Below are 14,885 nucleotides of genomic sequence, written 5' to 3' on the forward strand. Positions count from 1 at the left end.
ACCCCCGATCGGCCCCGTGGCCCCGGACGCGCCCTCGGGCCGTAGAGCCCCGCTCAGAACTGCGCATTGAGTGCTCGCGCGATCAGCGACTGCAGCGCGTCCGAGACAGGACCGCTCGTGACCACCTTGTAGAGCACCGCGGCGAACGCGCAGGCCGCGATCGTCCCCACCGCGTACTCGGACGTGGTCATCCCACTGTCGGTACGCATCCGGCGCCGCCACTCTCGCCGCATTCGCTGTGTCCTCATCCACATGCCGACCTCCCCGTAGACATCTCTGATAACCGGCATAAACCGGCATAAATAGATATGGGCATTCGAAGGAAACGCTGAACCGGACTCAAAACGGCCGGCGCTATGTGCCTGCCAGCAGCCCGCCGGCCAGACCGATGACCACCGGTGCCACTCCCACCGCCAGAAACGCGGGCAGAAAGCACAGCCCCACCGGCGCGGTGATCAGCACCTGGGCCCGCTGGGCCCTGGCCACGGCGGCGCGGGTCCGCTCCGCCCTGAAGCTCTCGGCCAGCCGGGACACCGGCTCCGCCGACGGCGCCCCGGTGGACGCGGCGCGCTCCAGACAACGGGCCAGCCCCGCCGCGCCCGCTATCTCCCCCAACCGCCCCCACGCCTCGGCCGGTTCTCCGCCGAGCCGGAGCTCCGCCGCCGTCCGTGCCAGCCGGTCGCCGACCGGGCCGCCCAGCGACTCACCGACCGCCTCCGCGGCTTCACGCGGCCCCGCGCCCGCGGCGACGCAGGCGGCCAGCAGGTCGGCGGCGAGCGGAAGCTGACGCGCTGTCTCACCGGACCGGACGCGGTCGTCCGGCTTCCGGGTACGGAGCCATCGACGGAGCGCGTACGCCCCGGTGATCCCGACCACCCAGCCGGCGGCCCCGCCGACCAGGACCCAGCCGGTGATCGCCGCGCCAAGAGGCGGGCCCCACCTCCGCGCCCACGCCATGGCCTCGGGCCTGGGACGCCGCTGTCCGTACTCGACCGCCAGCAGCGCCGCGAGCCGCCCGCGAGTCCGCCGGCCGCGCCGCGCCCCCGCCATCGCGAAGGCCGCACTTCCCGCGGCGGCGAGCACCGAGACCGCCACCCACAGCGTGTGGACGGACTCCCGCGTCATGGCGCCTCCCCGGTCCGTACGATCCGGGCGGCCCACCACAGGCCCGCGCTCTCCAGCAGCCCGCCCACCAACAGGCAGCCCAGGCCCGCCGGAGTGTGCAGCAGCACGCGCAACGGCGCGGCGCCCATGGCCCAGCCCATCGCCAGACCCAGTACCGGAAGCAGCGCGAGCACCACCACCGTCGACCAGGCACCCGCGAGCTGAGCGCGCAGCCCCTGCCGCTGGTCCCTCTCCGTCCGCAGCGCGGCCTCCAGCCGGTCCAGCCCGGTGGCAAGGCCCGCTCCGCCGTCCACGGCCACCCGCCAGCAGGCGGCGAGCCCCACCAGACCGTCCGCTCCCGGCTCGCGGGCCGCCTGCCGCAGCGCACCGGGGACGTCGCCGCCGAACCGCGCGGCGGCCAGCACAGCGGCCTCCCCGCCGCCCAGCCCACCGGTGGACCCGGCGGCGGCCAGAAGGGCCTGTACGGGCTGCAGACCGGCACGCAGCTCGGCCGCCGCCGAGCCGCACAGCGCGACAACCCCGTCGGCCCGACGCTCCCGTGCCGTCCTCCGCTCCCACGCCCGCAGTCTCCGCCCCAGCACTGGCACGGCCAGCGCGCCGCCGATCAGCGGCAGCACCGACTCACCCAGTACGGCGAGCGCCACCGCCACCGGCAGACAGAGCCACTCCCCGCGCAGCCCGCCCGCCCACGCCCGCGCCCTCGGCGGCCACAGCTCCCACGGCGGCGCGCCCGGCACCACGCCGTGGCCCGCGAACAGCCGTCTGGCCCGTCGCGACCCGCGCTCATGACCGGCCGTCAGCCAGGCCGCGGCTCCCGCGCACACCATCGCCGCCCATACGGCGGCCGACATGACCGCGGTCGTCACAGCGCACCGCCGATCAGCGTCAGCAGCCGCGGCCAGCCGCGCTCGTACGCGAATGCCTCCGCGCCCCAGCGCAGCGCGGGCACCGGCACCACCAGCCCCGCCGCGTCCCGCTCCAGCACATGCACCTCGGCGATCCGCCGCCGCCCGCTGCGGTCCCGCACGAGATGGATCACAACCGACAGCGCCGCCGCCAACTGGCTGTGGAGCGCGGCCCGGTCGAGCCCGGCCGCCGTCCCGAGGGCCTCCAGCCGCGCGGGCACGTCCGCGGCCGTGTTGGCGTGCACAGTCCCGCAGCCGCCCTCGTGTCCCGTGTTCAAAGCGGCCAGCAGTTCGGTGACCTCGGCCCCCCGCACCTCTCCGACGACCAGTCGGTCCGGCCGCATCCGCAGCGCCTGCCGGACCAGGTCCCGAAGTGTCACCAGGCCGGCACCCTCCTGGTTCGCCGGCCGCCCTTCCAGCCGCACCACATGCGGATGATCGGGCCTCAACTCCGACGAGTCCTCCGCCAGTACGATCCGCTCGCGCTCACCGACCAGGCCGAGCAGAGTGGACAGGAGTGTGGTCTTCCCGGTGCCCGTGCCCCCGCTGATCAGGAACGACAGCCGTGCCTCCATCAGCGCCCGCAGCACCCTCTCGCCGCCCGGCGGTACCGTCCCCGCAGCGGTCAGCTCCGCCGGTGAGAACGCCTTGGGCCGCACCACTCGCAGCGACAGGTACGTCGAGCCGACCGCCACCGGCGGAAGCACCGCGTGCATCCGTGTCCCGTCGGGCAGCCGCGCGTCCACCCAGGGCCTGGCGTCGTCCAGCCGGCGTCCGGCCACCGCGGCGAGTCGCTGCGCCAGCCTGCGTACGGACGCGGTGTCGGCGAACGACACCGCCGTGAGCTCCAGTCCGCCACCGCGGTCCACCCAGACCCGGTCGGGGCCGGAGACCAGCACATCCGTCACAGCCGGATCGGCCAGCAGAGGCTCCAACGGCCCCGTCCCCACCAGCTCGCACCGCAACTCCTCTGCGGCACCGAGCACTTCGGTGTCGCCCAGCAGCCGGCCCTGGGCCCGCAACGCCGCCGCCACGCGCGCCGGAGTCGGGTCCGCCCCGCTCTGCGCGAGCCGCTGCCGTACGGCGTCCAGCAGCCCGCCGTCCGCCGTCCCGGCCGTCATGACGCCACACTCCCGTCCCCGGCCAGCGCGCGCTCCCAGAAGGCCGTGCAGAACGAGGCCAGAGGCCCGCGCGCACGGGAACCCGGCGGCGATCCGCCGTCCTGAGCCTCGGGCAGACCAGGCTCCAGCGGCAGTTCGCCAACCAGCGGGAGCCGGAGCGCGCCGGCGATCCACCGCTCGTCGAGCCCGGTCGCGTACGGACCGCGGACCACCGCCCGCAGATCCTTGAGCACCATGCCCACCATGGAGGCGACCCGGCCGGCCGCGGCGACGGCGCGGAGTTCGGCGGGCACCACCAGCAGCCCCAGGTCCAACTGGGCCAGAGCCTCCGCCACCGCCTCGTCGACCCTGCGGGGAAGATCGACGACCACCACACCGCCGCGTCTGCGGGCGGCCGCGAGCACCGATCTCATGGCCTCCGGCCGGACCACCACCGAGTCTCCGCGATCCCAGCTCAGCACCCGCAGATCGTGCAGGCGGGGCAGGGACTCCTCCAGAGCGCCGCCCGCGACTCGTCCCTTCGAGGCCGCGAAATCCGGCCAACGTCTGCCTTCCGCCTGCTCACCGCCGAGCAGCACATCGAGCCCGCCGCCGAGCGGATCGCCGTCGATGAGCATCGTGCGCCGTCCGGCGCGCGCCGCGGTGACCGCCAGTGCGCAGGCCAGTGTCGAGGCTCCGGCGCCGCCGCGGCCGCCGATCACACCGACGGTGAGCGCCTGCCTGCCGACGCCCTCCGCCGCGTCCGCGATCCGGTCGACGAGCCAGCTCTCCGCGTCGGGCAGCCGCAGCACACAGTCGGCGCCGATCTCCACCGCCCGCCGCCATACATCCGGGTCGTCCTGGTCGCGCCCGACAAGCATCACGTCCCGTCGGCGCGTGGCGCCACGGCAGCGGGCCGCGGCGTCGTCCCCGACGAGAACCATCGGCGCGTCCTCCCAGGAGCCCTTCCGCTCCGGCACCGAGTGGTGCACTTCGGGCTCCGCGCCCGCCGCCGCGCACAGCCGCAGCAGATCGTCGAGGAGCTCCACGTCCTCGGTGACGATCAGCGGTCCCGCCCGGCGCCCTTCGGCGACCCGCGACCGACCGGATGTCATGGATCCAGCCACGATCTCCGCCCCCTATCTCTGCTCTGATCCGGAACCGCGAGCGCTTCTCCGAGCGATCTCGCACAGATCCGGTATCCGCGATTCCGGCTGCCGCGAACTTCGCGACCGAAATCACCGTGCAGCGGAACGGAAAATCGTGTGGATCTTGCTTGAAAACTGTGGACAACTCCGGAGTTGTGAATAACTCCACCGCTCGTCCCAGTGACTTCCGGAGCGCAGCGCCCCAACTACTCACGGTGACAGGTATTAATGGTGAGAGGTCGGCAGCACACAGCGGGCACGAGAGGAGGACGACCTGGATTCGAGAGCCGAAAACGCGTCCGGACATGCGACGACCCCCGCCGGGGGGGAGAGCGGGGGTCGTCCCCACGGCCGACTCGGGGGGGGGGAGGAGCCGGACCGGGTTAGCACGGTCGCGAACGATCCGTGACTTCCATGGTGTACCCGAGAGCCTTCTCAGGCAAACCCACGCGCCCGAGCTTACGCCGAATGGTGGGCGCATATGCTCGGCCCCGTGGAAAACCACTCCTTGCCGCGCGCAGCAGCCTTCTTTGACCTGGACAAGACGGTCATTGCGAAGTCATCGACGTTGACCTTCAGCAAGTCCTTCTACCAAGGCGGTCTGATCAACCGCCGCGCCGTACTACGCACCGCGTACGCACAGTTCGTCTTCCTCGCCGGAGGCGCCGATCACGACCAGATGGAACGGATGCGGGAGTATCTCTCGGCACTCTGCAAGGGCTGGAACGTCCAGCAGGTCAAAGAGATCGTCGCCGAGACACTGCACGACCTGATCGACCCGATCATCTACGACGAGGCCGCGTCTCTCATCGAGGACCACCACACCGCCGGCCGCGATGTGGTGATCGTCTCCACCTCGGGCGCGGAGGTCGTCGAGCCCATCGGCGAACTCCTGGGCGCCGACCGGGTGGTGGCCACCCGGATGGTCGTCGGCGCCGACGGCTGCTTCACGGGCGAGGTCGAGTACTACGCGTACGGACCGACCAAGGCCGAGGCGATCAGGGCGCTCGCCGAGTCCGAGGGATATGACCTGTCCCGGTGTTACGCGTACAGCGACTCCATCACGGACGTGCCCATGCTCAAGTCGGTCGGTCATCCCTACGCGGTCAACCCGGACCGCGCCCTGCGGCGGGAGGCGACGGCACGCGACTGGCCGATTCTCGTCTTCAACCGGCCGGTCCAGCTCAAGCAGCGGCTTCCCACCCTCACCATGCCGACCCGGCCGGCCCTGGTCGCGGCAGCCGCGGTGGGTGCGGCGGCAGCGACCGCGGGACTGGTCTGGTACGCCAGCCGGCGTCGGCAGTCCACGCCCGCCTGACTCTTATCAGCCGACGACGCCTTTGAGAACAAATGAACAGTGTGCCCGTTTAGCCACTATTTGAACCCAAAAGTAAAGAAGTGAAGCCTGGGGTTCCGCATTCCTGGGGACAGGAGTACAAAGGTTTTATCGGCCCGCGAGACCAAGGACATCCGAGAGGATTTCCCGAAAACGCATCCGGCCCCACGGACCGCGCATGAAAACCGGGCACCCACGCGACGTCGACCCGTCGATTACGGGCCAGCCGCACCAGGTGACGGGCAAGGAACCCGACCTGATGGGCAACACAACGAGGACGCTTGGTAACCGGGTGGACATGCCAGCGGCGGCGCCTACACGGTGCCGCCGCAACCCTGTTCCGGCCGTGCCGACGCGCACCACCTCACCTTCGGGCCCGCATCGCCGCGCGGCACCTCACCTTCAGGCCGCCCCTCGCTGAAGCGCCTCACAGACGGCCATCGACTCCCTCGCGCCCAGCTCGACCGCTCGCCCACAGTGGCCGATCCACGCCGCCATACCGTCGGGAGTCCCCGACAGATAGCCCTCAAAAGCGGACGCGTACGCCGCGCGCCCCAATTCCGCGTGGCCGACCTCCGCCGGACAGACCGACTTGGGGTCCAGGCCGCTGCCGATCAGCACGACACGCTCGGCCGTTCGCGCCACCACACCGTTGTAGGAACCAAAGGGCCGAAGAGCCAGCAGTTCGCCATGCACCACCGCCGCCGTGACCAGCGCCGGCGCCGAACTCGCCGCGATCACCAGCGCCGACAGCCCGTCCAGCCGGACCGTGACCTCGTCCGCGCCGGGCAGCGGAGCTTCGATCAGCGGGCCGCCGACCTCCGCCCCGGGCGTCTCGGTCACCGATTCACCCGCCAGCCGGGGCCGCCCCACCGTCTCGTCGGGGACGCCAGAACCGCCGGCCGCCACCAGGTGCAACCGCGCGAGGACGCGCATCGGTGACTGCACCCAGATGGAGAGCAGTTGACCGGCCTCGGCGGTCAGCCGCAACGCCGCGCCGACCGTACGAGCCTCCGGCTCCGAGCTGAAGTCGCTGCGGCGGCGCACCTCTTCAAGCGCCCAATCGGCGCCGGACAGCGCGGCGGAGCCGCGCGCCGCGCGCAACGCCGCTTCCGAAGTGACCTCGTTGCTCCGGCGCCGCATCACGCGATGGCTGTAGACGCGGTCGACGGCCTCGCGCACGGAATCCACCACGTCGGGGACGCCCGGCAGAGAGGCCAGTGCGGCCAGAGGATCCTCGGGGCGCGGGGCGAAGGAGGCGTCAGAGGCAGTCGTACTCATAAGTACGGAGGCTACGCGCCCAGGGCGCGCGCCCCACCTTGGAGTGGTCTTCCCCACCCACATTGGTCACCTTGAGCGATTACTCGGCTACCCTAGGTGAACATGAAGATCGCTTTCGTAGGCAAGGGCGGCAGTGGCAAGACGACGCTGTCCTCGCTTTTCATCCGCCACCTGACCGCCAATGAAGCGCCCGTCATCGCGGTGGACGCCGACATCAACCAGCATCTGGGGGCCGCTCTCGGTCTCGACGAGGCCGAGTCGGCCGCTCTGCCCGCGCTGGGTTCGCACCTTCCCCTGATCAAGGACTATCTGCGGGGCAGCAATCCGCGGATCACGTCCTCCGAGGCGATGATCAAGACAACTCCGCCGGGCGAGGGGTCACGACTGCTCCGGGTCCGTGAGGAGAATCCGGTGTACGGGGCCTGCGCCCGGTCCGTCCGGCTCGACGACGGCGAGATCCGGCTGATGGCCACGGGCCCCTTCACCGAGTCCGATCTCGGTGTGGCCTGCTACCACTCCAAGGTCGGCGCCGTGGAACTATGCCTCAACCATCTCGTCGACGGGCCCCACGAGTATGTGGTCGTCGACATGACGGCGGGGTCGGACTCCTTCGCCTCCGGCATGTTCACCCGGTTCGACATGACGTTCCTGGTGGCCGAGCCGACGCGCAAGGGCGTGTCCGTCTATCGCCAGTACAAGGAGTACGCACGGGACTACGGCGTCTCGCTCAAGGTCGTCGGCAACAAGGTGCAGGGCCGGGACGACCTGGACTTCCTCCAGGCGGAGATCGGCGACGACCTGCTGGTCACCGTGGGCCACTCCGACTGGGTCCGGGCGATGGAGAAGGGCCGCCCGGCCCGGTTCGAGCTGCTGGAGGCGGACAACCGCTGCGCGTTGCAGACGCTCCAGGACGCGGCCGAGGACTCGTACGAGCTGCGCGACTGGGAGCGGTACACGCAGCAGATGGTCCACTTCCATCTGCGGAACGCGGAGAGCTGGGGCAACGCGAAGACGGGCGTCGACCTGGCCGCGCAGGTCGATCCGGCCTTCGTCCTCAGCGAGGCACTCGCCGAACCTCAGCCCACCTGACCGGAGTCCCGGCCGCACCGGCGGTCGGAGGCCGAGGCGCCTCGCGTCCAGAGCCGTACGAGCCCGGACGCGGCGGCGGGAACAAAGCGGCGGGGCCCGCACCGGCCGGCCTCGGCCCCGCACCGGCGGGACTGAGGCCGGTGGCGTCAGTGCTGTGCGGGATGACTGGCGGGCTTGCCCGCCGGGCTCCCGGAGGCTTGCGGGCCGGCATTCACGACGCCCGTGTACGGCCCCCAGGCCCCGCCCTTGGGCGCCTGTCCGACGCGGAGGCCGCGCAGCTTGGCCAGGATCGCCGGATCCTGCGCGTCCAGCCAGTCCGCGAGCTGGCGGAATGTCACGCACCGCACGTCCTTCTGGACGCAGACCGTCTTGATCGTCTCCTCGATGGCACGCATGTATGTGCCGCCGTTCCAGGATTCGAAGTGATTACCGATAATCATCGGAGCACGGTTTCCCCGGTAGGCACGGCCGAAGGCCTCAAGCAGGCCATCACGCATCTGGTCGCCCCAGAACGTGTGCTGGGCCGGGTCGCCGTTGACCGTGCCCGACTGGTTGTACATGAAGTTGTAGTCCATCGAGAGCGTCTCGAAATCCCGGCCCGGCACCGGTACCAACTGCAGCGGCAGGTCCCACATACCTTCGGTCTTCTTCGGCCAGACCTGATTGCCGATGCCGCTGGAGTCATAGCGGAAGCCCATCGTCTTCGCCGCCTGCATCATGTTCTTCTGCCCTTCCAGGCAGGGTGTGCGGCCGCCGACCATTTCCTTGTCGTAATTGAAGGGCAGCGGGGCCTCGTTCTTCAGGCCAGAGTTGGTCTTCCAGTTCTTCACAAAGGACTTGGCCTGCTTGATCTCGCTCTTCCACTCGTCGACGGACCAGGTGCCGACGCCACCGTTCTCGCCGCAGAAGTGGCCGTTGAAGTGGGTGCCGACCTCACTGCCCTCACGCCAGGCCGCACGCAGCTCCCGCAAGGTGTCCTTGATTCCCTGCGTGTCGTTGAAGCCGATGTCCGAACTGCCCGGCGAGTGCTGAGGCGGGTCGTACAACTTCGCCTTCTCTTCGGGCAGGAGATAAACGCCGCTCAGGAAGTACGTCATGGTCATCTTGTACTTCTTGCTTACCTGGCGGAAGTGGGAGAAGAGCTTCTGGCTGTCCTCGCCGGCGCCGTCCCAGGAGAACACCACGAACTGCGGGGGTTTCTGACCCGGCTTCATACGCTCCGGCTTGGCCACGTTCGGCTGGGCACCCGTGAAAGCGGTCGAGCCGTCACCGATGAGCTGTACGACGCTCTTGGCGCCCGCGGGGCCCTCTTTGGCTCCGGGCGCGCCTTTCTTGGACCCCACACGGCTGTCCGACACGTCAGAACATCCGGCAAGGCCGACGGCGAGCGCCGTGACGGCGGTGCCGATGGCGACTCTCTTTGTGGCGGCCAGCATCCGCCCACCCTCTTCCTTCAGGTTCAGTACCGAAGTGCCGAGCGGCGACGTGCCGGCACGGCGCCGAGCGCCGACAACGTCGCACTGGGACTGACGAGAAGAAGAAACGACAAGCCGGACAAAATCACTAATCACCACTCTGGGTGAAAGATTGCCCTATTTGCCCGGAAAATCATGTCTCAGTCTTTACTCTCCATTACGATCCATTTACCAAGAGTTGAGCATCCCGCCGCTGCGAAGCCGTGCCCCAACGGCCGCGACCCACGTTCCGCGACCGCGCTGCCCCAGAGGAGAGGGAAAAATGTCTGCTGCCTGCGTCCCCACTCGCACCGACCGCACCTCCCCCACCACCCATGCCGAAGGCACATCCCGCTTTTCCCGCCTCTCCCGCTTCGGGCGGCCGCACAGCCCGCCGCCGGACGGCCGCGGGTTGCGGATCGCGGGAGCCGATCTGTCCGCTTCCATCACTGTCTTCCTGATCGCGCTGCCGCTCTCCCTGGGCATCGCGCTCGCCACCGGCGCGCCGCTCCAGGCGGGTCTGGTGGCCGCCGCGGTCGGCGGCCTGGTCGTCGGCCGGCTGGGCGGCGCACCGCTCCAGGTCAGCGGCCCGGCGGCCGGGCTCACGGTCGTCACGGCCGACCTGATCCATCTGTACGGCTGGCGCACCACCTGCGCCATCACCATCTGCGCCGGCCTCGCTCAACTCGCTCTCTCGGCGCTGCGTGTGGCCCGCTCCGCACTCGCGGTCAGCCCGGCGATCGTGCACGGCATGCTCGCCGGCATCGGCGTCACGATCGCTCTCTCCCAGCTCCATATCGTTCTCGGCGGCAAGCCGCAGAGTTCCGCCGTCGACAATGTGCGCGGGCTGCCCGCCCAGTTGGCCAATCTGCATCTGGGCGCGCTTTCCGTGAGCGTCCTGACCATCGCGGTGCTGCTCGCCTGGCCGCGGATCCCGGGGCGCGCGGGACGGATCGTGCGCAAGCTCCCCGCCGCGCTCGCCGGAGTGGCCGTGGCGACCTCCGTGGCCGCGTTCGCCGGGCTGAGCCCGGAGCGGGTCCATCTGCCTTCCTGGCGCAGCCATGCCCTGCCGGGTCTGCCCGAGGGACCGATGCTCGGGCTGCTCGCCGCGGTCCTCACCGTCACGCTGGTCGCCAGCGTCGAATCGCTGCTGTCCGCCATCGCGGTCGACAAGCTGGTGGCCGCCCGCAAGGAGCCGCGCGTCCATATTCCGAGGGCCCGGCTCGACCGGGAGCTGGCCGGACAAGGCGCGGGAAACGTGGTCTCCGGCGCGCTCGGCGGGCTGCCCATCACCGGGGTCGCCGTGCGCAGCGCCGCCAATGTGTCCGCGGGCGCCGTGAGCCGGCGTTCGACGATGCTGCACGGCCTGTGGGTCACGGTCGCGGCCCTGCTGCTGGTGCCCGTGCTCGACCTCATCCCGCTGGCGGCCCTGGCCGCGCTGGTGATGGTCGTCGGTATCCAGATGGTGAACCTCGTACATCTGCGCAATGTGCAGCGGAACCGCGAAATGCTGGTGTACGCGGCGACGCTGACCGCGGTGGTGTTCACCGGTGTGCTGGAGGGCGTTGTCATCGGCATCGCGCTGGCGGTCGCGGTCGCGCTGCACCGGGTGACCAGGACACGGATCACGGCGGAGGAGCAGAGCGGGATCCACCGGGTGCACGCCCGCGGCCAGTTGACGTTTCTCGCGGTGCCGAGGCTCAGCCGGATTCTGCACCGGGTGCCGCAGGGCGCGAGGTGCGTCGTCGAACTGGACGGGTCCTTCATGGACCACGCCGCGTACGAGGCGCTGCACGACTGGCAGACGGCGCATGAGGCCCAGGGCGGTACGGTCGAGTTCGCCGGACGGGCGGGAGGCCGGATCGCGCCGCCCGCCACCGAGTCCGACGCCTGCTGCCGGCCCTGGACCCCTTGGCGTAATCACCACTGCGACGAAGAGCACGCCGCGGCGGAGGCCGCGGAATTCGCGGGCCACGGCCTGTCCGGAGGAGAAGCATCCGAAGCCGGTGCGTCCGGCACGCCTCCGGCCGGCTCCGGTTACTTCGACAGTACGTACACCAGCGGCGTGTATACCGACCGTACGCACGCCTCCGGGACGCTCCCGGACGGCGCTCACCCCCACGACAGCCAGTCCAACGGCGCTCAGTCCAACAGCGACCAGTCCAACGGCGAGCCGCACGGCACGCGGGACCACGGCGCAGAGCCCGGTGGCGTGGGAGCCGGCGGTCAGCGGAGCTCCGGGCTGTGGGCCGGCGGACCGGGCCGTACGCCGAGCAGCCGGCAACTGGCCCGTGGACTCAGCTCGTTCCAGCGCAATACGGCGCCACTGGTGCGCGGCGAGCTGGCGCGGCTGGCGCGCGAGGGCCAGCGGCCGTCTCAGCTCTTCCTCACCTGCGCCGACTCCCGGCTGGTCACGAGCATGATCACGTCCAGTGGTCCGGGTGATCTCTTCACCGTACGAAATGTGGGCAACCTCGTGCCGCTGCCGGGCGCGGAAGGCACGGACGACTCGGTGGCCGCCGCCATCGAGTACGCCGTCGAGGTGCTCCAGGTGGGATCCATCACCGTCTGCGGGCACTCGGGATGCGGTGCCATGCAGGCCCTGCTGAACACTCCCGGCGACGCCGACGACTCCCAGACACCGCTGCGGCGCTGGCTGCGGCACGGCCAGCCCAGCCTGGAGCGGATGCGGAGCAGGCGTCACTCCTGGGCGAGGATCGCCGGCCGGCTGCCGGCCGACGCGGCGGAGCAGCTCTGTCTGACCAATGTGGTCCAGCAGTTGGAGCATCTGCGGGCCCATGAGGCGGTGGCGCGCAGGCTCGCCGAAGGCAGTCTGGAGCTGCACGGCATGTACTTCCACGTCGGCGAGGCCCAGGCATATCTGCTGGCGGACCCGGTCGGAATCGCCGACGGCGGTGGCGGCGAGGAGGTGTTCAACCGAGTAGCCCCGACCGCGCTGGAGCAGTCGCGCGTCTGAACCATCACGACATCGCGTCCGTGAGAGTGTGTGGCCCCCTTCCCCACTGCCCCGGGGAAGGGGGCCCTCTCCGTCGCACGGAACACCGCACGCGGGGCACGCGCCAGATAGGTCTAAACCAATTTCTGAAAGGCCCTTGTCACCCGGGCATCCGCCTGATGAGCTAGTGCCGCGACCGGCACGTCTGCCCGCGAAGGCGCGGCGTCCGGCGCAAGTGGATCGCGAAGCGGCCGGAAGCACGTGTACGGGAGTTACCAGGGCTTCTGGCCAACGCGGCGAGCGCGCGTGCGGGGCGTCGCGACGGGGCAGACCTCGCCGTGAGGGGCACTGGGCCCGGGACAGACAGGACGCCCTGGGAAAGGGAGATGTCGTGAGCAATGAAAGCCTGGCCAAACTGCTGAAGGAGGAGACGGGACAGTGACCGAGAACCCTTCCCTCTCCAACTTGCTCAAGGAAGAGCGGCGGTTCGCGCCGCCGGCCGAGCTGGCCGCGCACGCCAATGTGACAGCGGAGGCGTACGAGCAGGCGAAAGCGGACAGGCTTGGCTTCTGGGCCGAGCAAGCGAGGCGGCTCACCTGGGCGACGGAGCCGACCGAGACACTGGACTGGTCGAACCCGCCCTTCGCGAAGTGGTTCGCGGACGGTGAGCTGAATGTCGCCTACAACTGCGTCGACCGCCATGTGGAGGCCGGCCACGGCGATCGCGTCGCGATCCACTTCGAGGGCGAGCCGGGAGACAGCCGCGCGATCACCTACGCGGAGCTGAAGGACGAGGTGTCCCGCGCCGCGAACGCGCTCACGGAGCTGGGCGTACGGAAGGGCGACCGGGTCGCCGTCTATCTGCCGATGATCCCCGAGGCCGCGGTCGCCATGCTGGCCTGCGCCCGGATCGGCGCCGCGCACTCCGTGGTCTTCGGCGGTTTCTCCGCCGACGCCGTCGCGTCCCGTATCCAGGACGCCGACGCCAAGCTGGTCATCACGGCCGACGGCGGCTACCGGCGCGGCAAGCCCTCCGCGCTCAAGCCCGCGATCGACGAGGCCGTCGCCAAGTGTCCGCAGGTCGAGCATGTCCTGGTGGTACGCCGTACCGGCCAGGACACCGCCTTCGACGACTCGCGGGACGTGTGGTGGCACGACATCGTGGGCCGGCAGTCCCCGGAGCACACGCCCGAGGCGTTCGGCGCCGAGCACCCGCTCTTCATCCTCTACACCTCGGGGACGACGGGAAAGCCGAAGGGCATCCTGCACACCTCGGGCGGCTATCTCACCCAGGCCGCCTACACCCACCACGCCGTCTTCGACCTCAAGCCCGAGTCGGACGTGTACTGGTGTACGGCCGACATCGGCTGGGTGACCGGACACTCTTACATCGTGTACGGGCCGCTCGCCAACGGCGCCACCCAGGTCATGTATGAAGGCACACCCGACACCCCGCACCAGGGCCGCTTCTGGGAGATCATCCAGAAGTACGGGGTGACGATTCTCTACACAGCGCCCACCGCGATCCGTACGTTCATGAAGTGGGGCGACGACATCCCCGCCAAGTTCGACCTGACCTCCCTGCGCGTGCTGGGCTCGGTCGGCGAGCCGATCAACCCCGAAGCGTGGATCTGGTACCGCGAGCACATCGGCGCGGGAAAGACCCCGATCGTGGACACCTGGTGGCAGACCGAGACCGGCGCCATGATGATCTCACCGCTCCCGGGCGTCACCGAGACCAAGCCCGGCTCCGCGCAGCGCGCTCTGCCGGGCATCTCGGCCACCGTCGTCGACGACGAGGCCCGTGAGGTCCCGGACGGAGGCGGCGGTTATCTTGTGCTCACGGAGCCCTGGCCGTCGATGCTCCGTACCATCTGGGGCGACGACCAGCGGTTCATCGACACCTACTGGTCCCGTTTCGAGGGCAAGTACTTCGCCGGTGACGGCGCCAAGAAGGACGACGACGGCGACATCTGGCTGCTCGGCCGGGTCGATGACGTCATGCTGATCTCGGGCCACAACATCTCCACCACCGAGGTCGAATCCGCCCTGGTCTCCCATCCCAAGGTCGCCGAGGCGGCCGTCGTCGGCGCCACCGACGAGACCACCGGACAGGCGATCGTCGCGTTTGTCATCCTGCGCGGCACCGCCGTCGTCGACGACGGCCTCGTGGCCGAGCTGCGCGACCACGTCGGCACCGCGCTCGGCCCCATCGCCAAGCCCAAGCGGATCCTGCCCGTCGCGGAACTGCCGAAGACCCGCTCCGGCAAGATCATGCGACGCCTTCTGCGCGATGTCGCGGAGAACCGCGAGCTCGGTGATGTCACCACGCTCACCGACTCCTCCGTCATGGATCTCATCCAGACGCAGTTGCCGTCGGCGGCCGGCGAGGACTGAGCCGCACACCCCGGCGCTCTCCGCGCGGGGCACCCGGGCAGCGTGCCGGGTGCCCCGCTCCGGTGCCGGGTAAAGTGGGCGCCACGTCAAGAAC

11 protein-coding genes are annotated in these 14,885 nt (G+C 70.2%); 4 read left to right on the plus strand and 7 right to left on the minus strand.

All coding sequences use genetic code 11. The annotated features are described in order from the left end of the window. Window positions 1–53 precede the first annotated feature (53 nt). The 5 genes from PV679_RS10330 to ssd form a co-directional block, all read right to left on the minus strand. The gene (locus PV679_RS10330; RefSeq protein ID WP_319679811.1) at window positions 54–254 is read right to left on the minus strand and encodes a DUF4244 domain-containing protein; all 201 of its coding nucleotides are present in this window, start codon (window positions 252–254) and stop codon (window positions 54–56) included. Window positions 255–354: 100 nt separating this feature from the next. After that, complete coding sequence (locus PV679_RS10335) at window positions 355–1,125, minus strand: type II secretion system F family protein (RefSeq protein ID WP_319679812.1); 771 nt, start codon at window positions 1,123–1,125, stop codon at window positions 355–357. Beyond that, a complete protein-coding gene (locus PV679_RS10340) occupies window positions 1,122–1,976 on the minus strand; it encodes a type II secretion system F family protein (protein WP_319679813.1) in 855 nt (284 codons plus the stop codon). Before PV679_RS10340 ends, PV679_RS10335 begins: the two co-directional genes overlap by 4 nt. 11 nt (window positions 1,977–1,987) lie before the next feature. Beyond that, on the minus strand, window positions 1,988–3,151 hold the full coding sequence (locus PV679_RS10345) for a TadA family conjugal transfer-associated ATPase (protein WP_319679814.1): 1,164 nt from the start codon (window positions 3,149–3,151) through the stop codon (window positions 1,988–1,990). Next, window positions 3,148–4,245, minus strand: coding sequence for a septum site-determining protein Ssd (gene ssd, locus PV679_RS10350; RefSeq protein ID WP_319679815.1), 1,098 nt, complete (start codon window positions 4,243–4,245; stop codon window positions 3,148–3,150). Before ssd ends, PV679_RS10345 begins: the two co-directional genes overlap by 4 nt. Before the next feature lie 514 nt (window positions 4,246–4,759). On the opposite strand from ssd, the gene PV679_RS10355 reads away from it, so the two are divergent. Next, a complete protein-coding gene (locus PV679_RS10355) occupies window positions 4,760–5,596 on the plus strand; it encodes an HAD-IB family hydrolase (protein WP_319679816.1) in 837 nt (278 codons plus the stop codon). Between the two features lie 420 nt (window positions 5,597–6,016). Here PV679_RS10355 and PV679_RS10360 read toward each other — a convergent pair whose 3' ends face one another. Beyond that, window positions 6,017–6,895 (minus strand): oxidoreductase, encoded by an 879-nt coding sequence (locus PV679_RS10360; RefSeq protein ID WP_319679817.1) that lies wholly within the window; start codon window positions 6,893–6,895, stop codon window positions 6,017–6,019. A gap of 102 nt (window positions 6,896–6,997) precedes the next feature. On the opposite strand from PV679_RS10360, the gene PV679_RS10365 reads away from it, so the two are divergent. Further along, window positions 6,998–7,984, plus strand: a complete 987-nt coding sequence (locus tag PV679_RS10365; protein WP_319679818.1) for an ATP-binding protein — start codon at window positions 6,998–7,000, stop codon at window positions 7,982–7,984. Between the two features lie 146 nt (window positions 7,985–8,130). On the opposite strand, the gene PV679_RS10370 is transcribed toward PV679_RS10365, so the two are convergent. Further along, a complete protein-coding gene (locus tag PV679_RS10370; RefSeq protein WP_319679819.1) occupies window positions 8,131–9,420 on the minus strand; it encodes a hypothetical protein in 1,290 nt (429 codons plus the stop codon). 301 nt (window positions 9,421–9,721) lie between these two features. Between PV679_RS10370 and PV679_RS10375 the strand changes: the two genes are divergently transcribed. Both PV679_RS10375 and acs read left to right on the plus strand, forming a co-directional pair. Then, window positions 9,722–12,415, plus strand: coding sequence for a SulP family inorganic anion transporter (locus PV679_RS10375; protein WP_319679820.1), 2,694 nt, complete (start codon window positions 9,722–9,724; stop codon window positions 12,413–12,415). Window positions 12,416–12,832: 417 nt separating this feature from the next. Then, window positions 12,833–14,791 carry an acetate--CoA ligase gene (gene acs / locus PV679_RS10380; RefSeq protein WP_319679821.1) on the plus strand — a complete coding sequence of 653 codons (1,959 nt, stop codon included), beginning with the start codon at window positions 12,833–12,835 and terminating at the stop codon, window positions 14,789–14,791. The last annotated feature ends 94 nt before the right edge of the window (window positions 14,792–14,885 follow it).

Source organism: Streptomyces sp. AK02-01A (assembly GCF_033795305.1).
Taxonomy (GTDB): domain Bacteria; phylum Actinomycetota; class Actinomycetes; order Streptomycetales; family Streptomycetaceae; genus Streptomyces.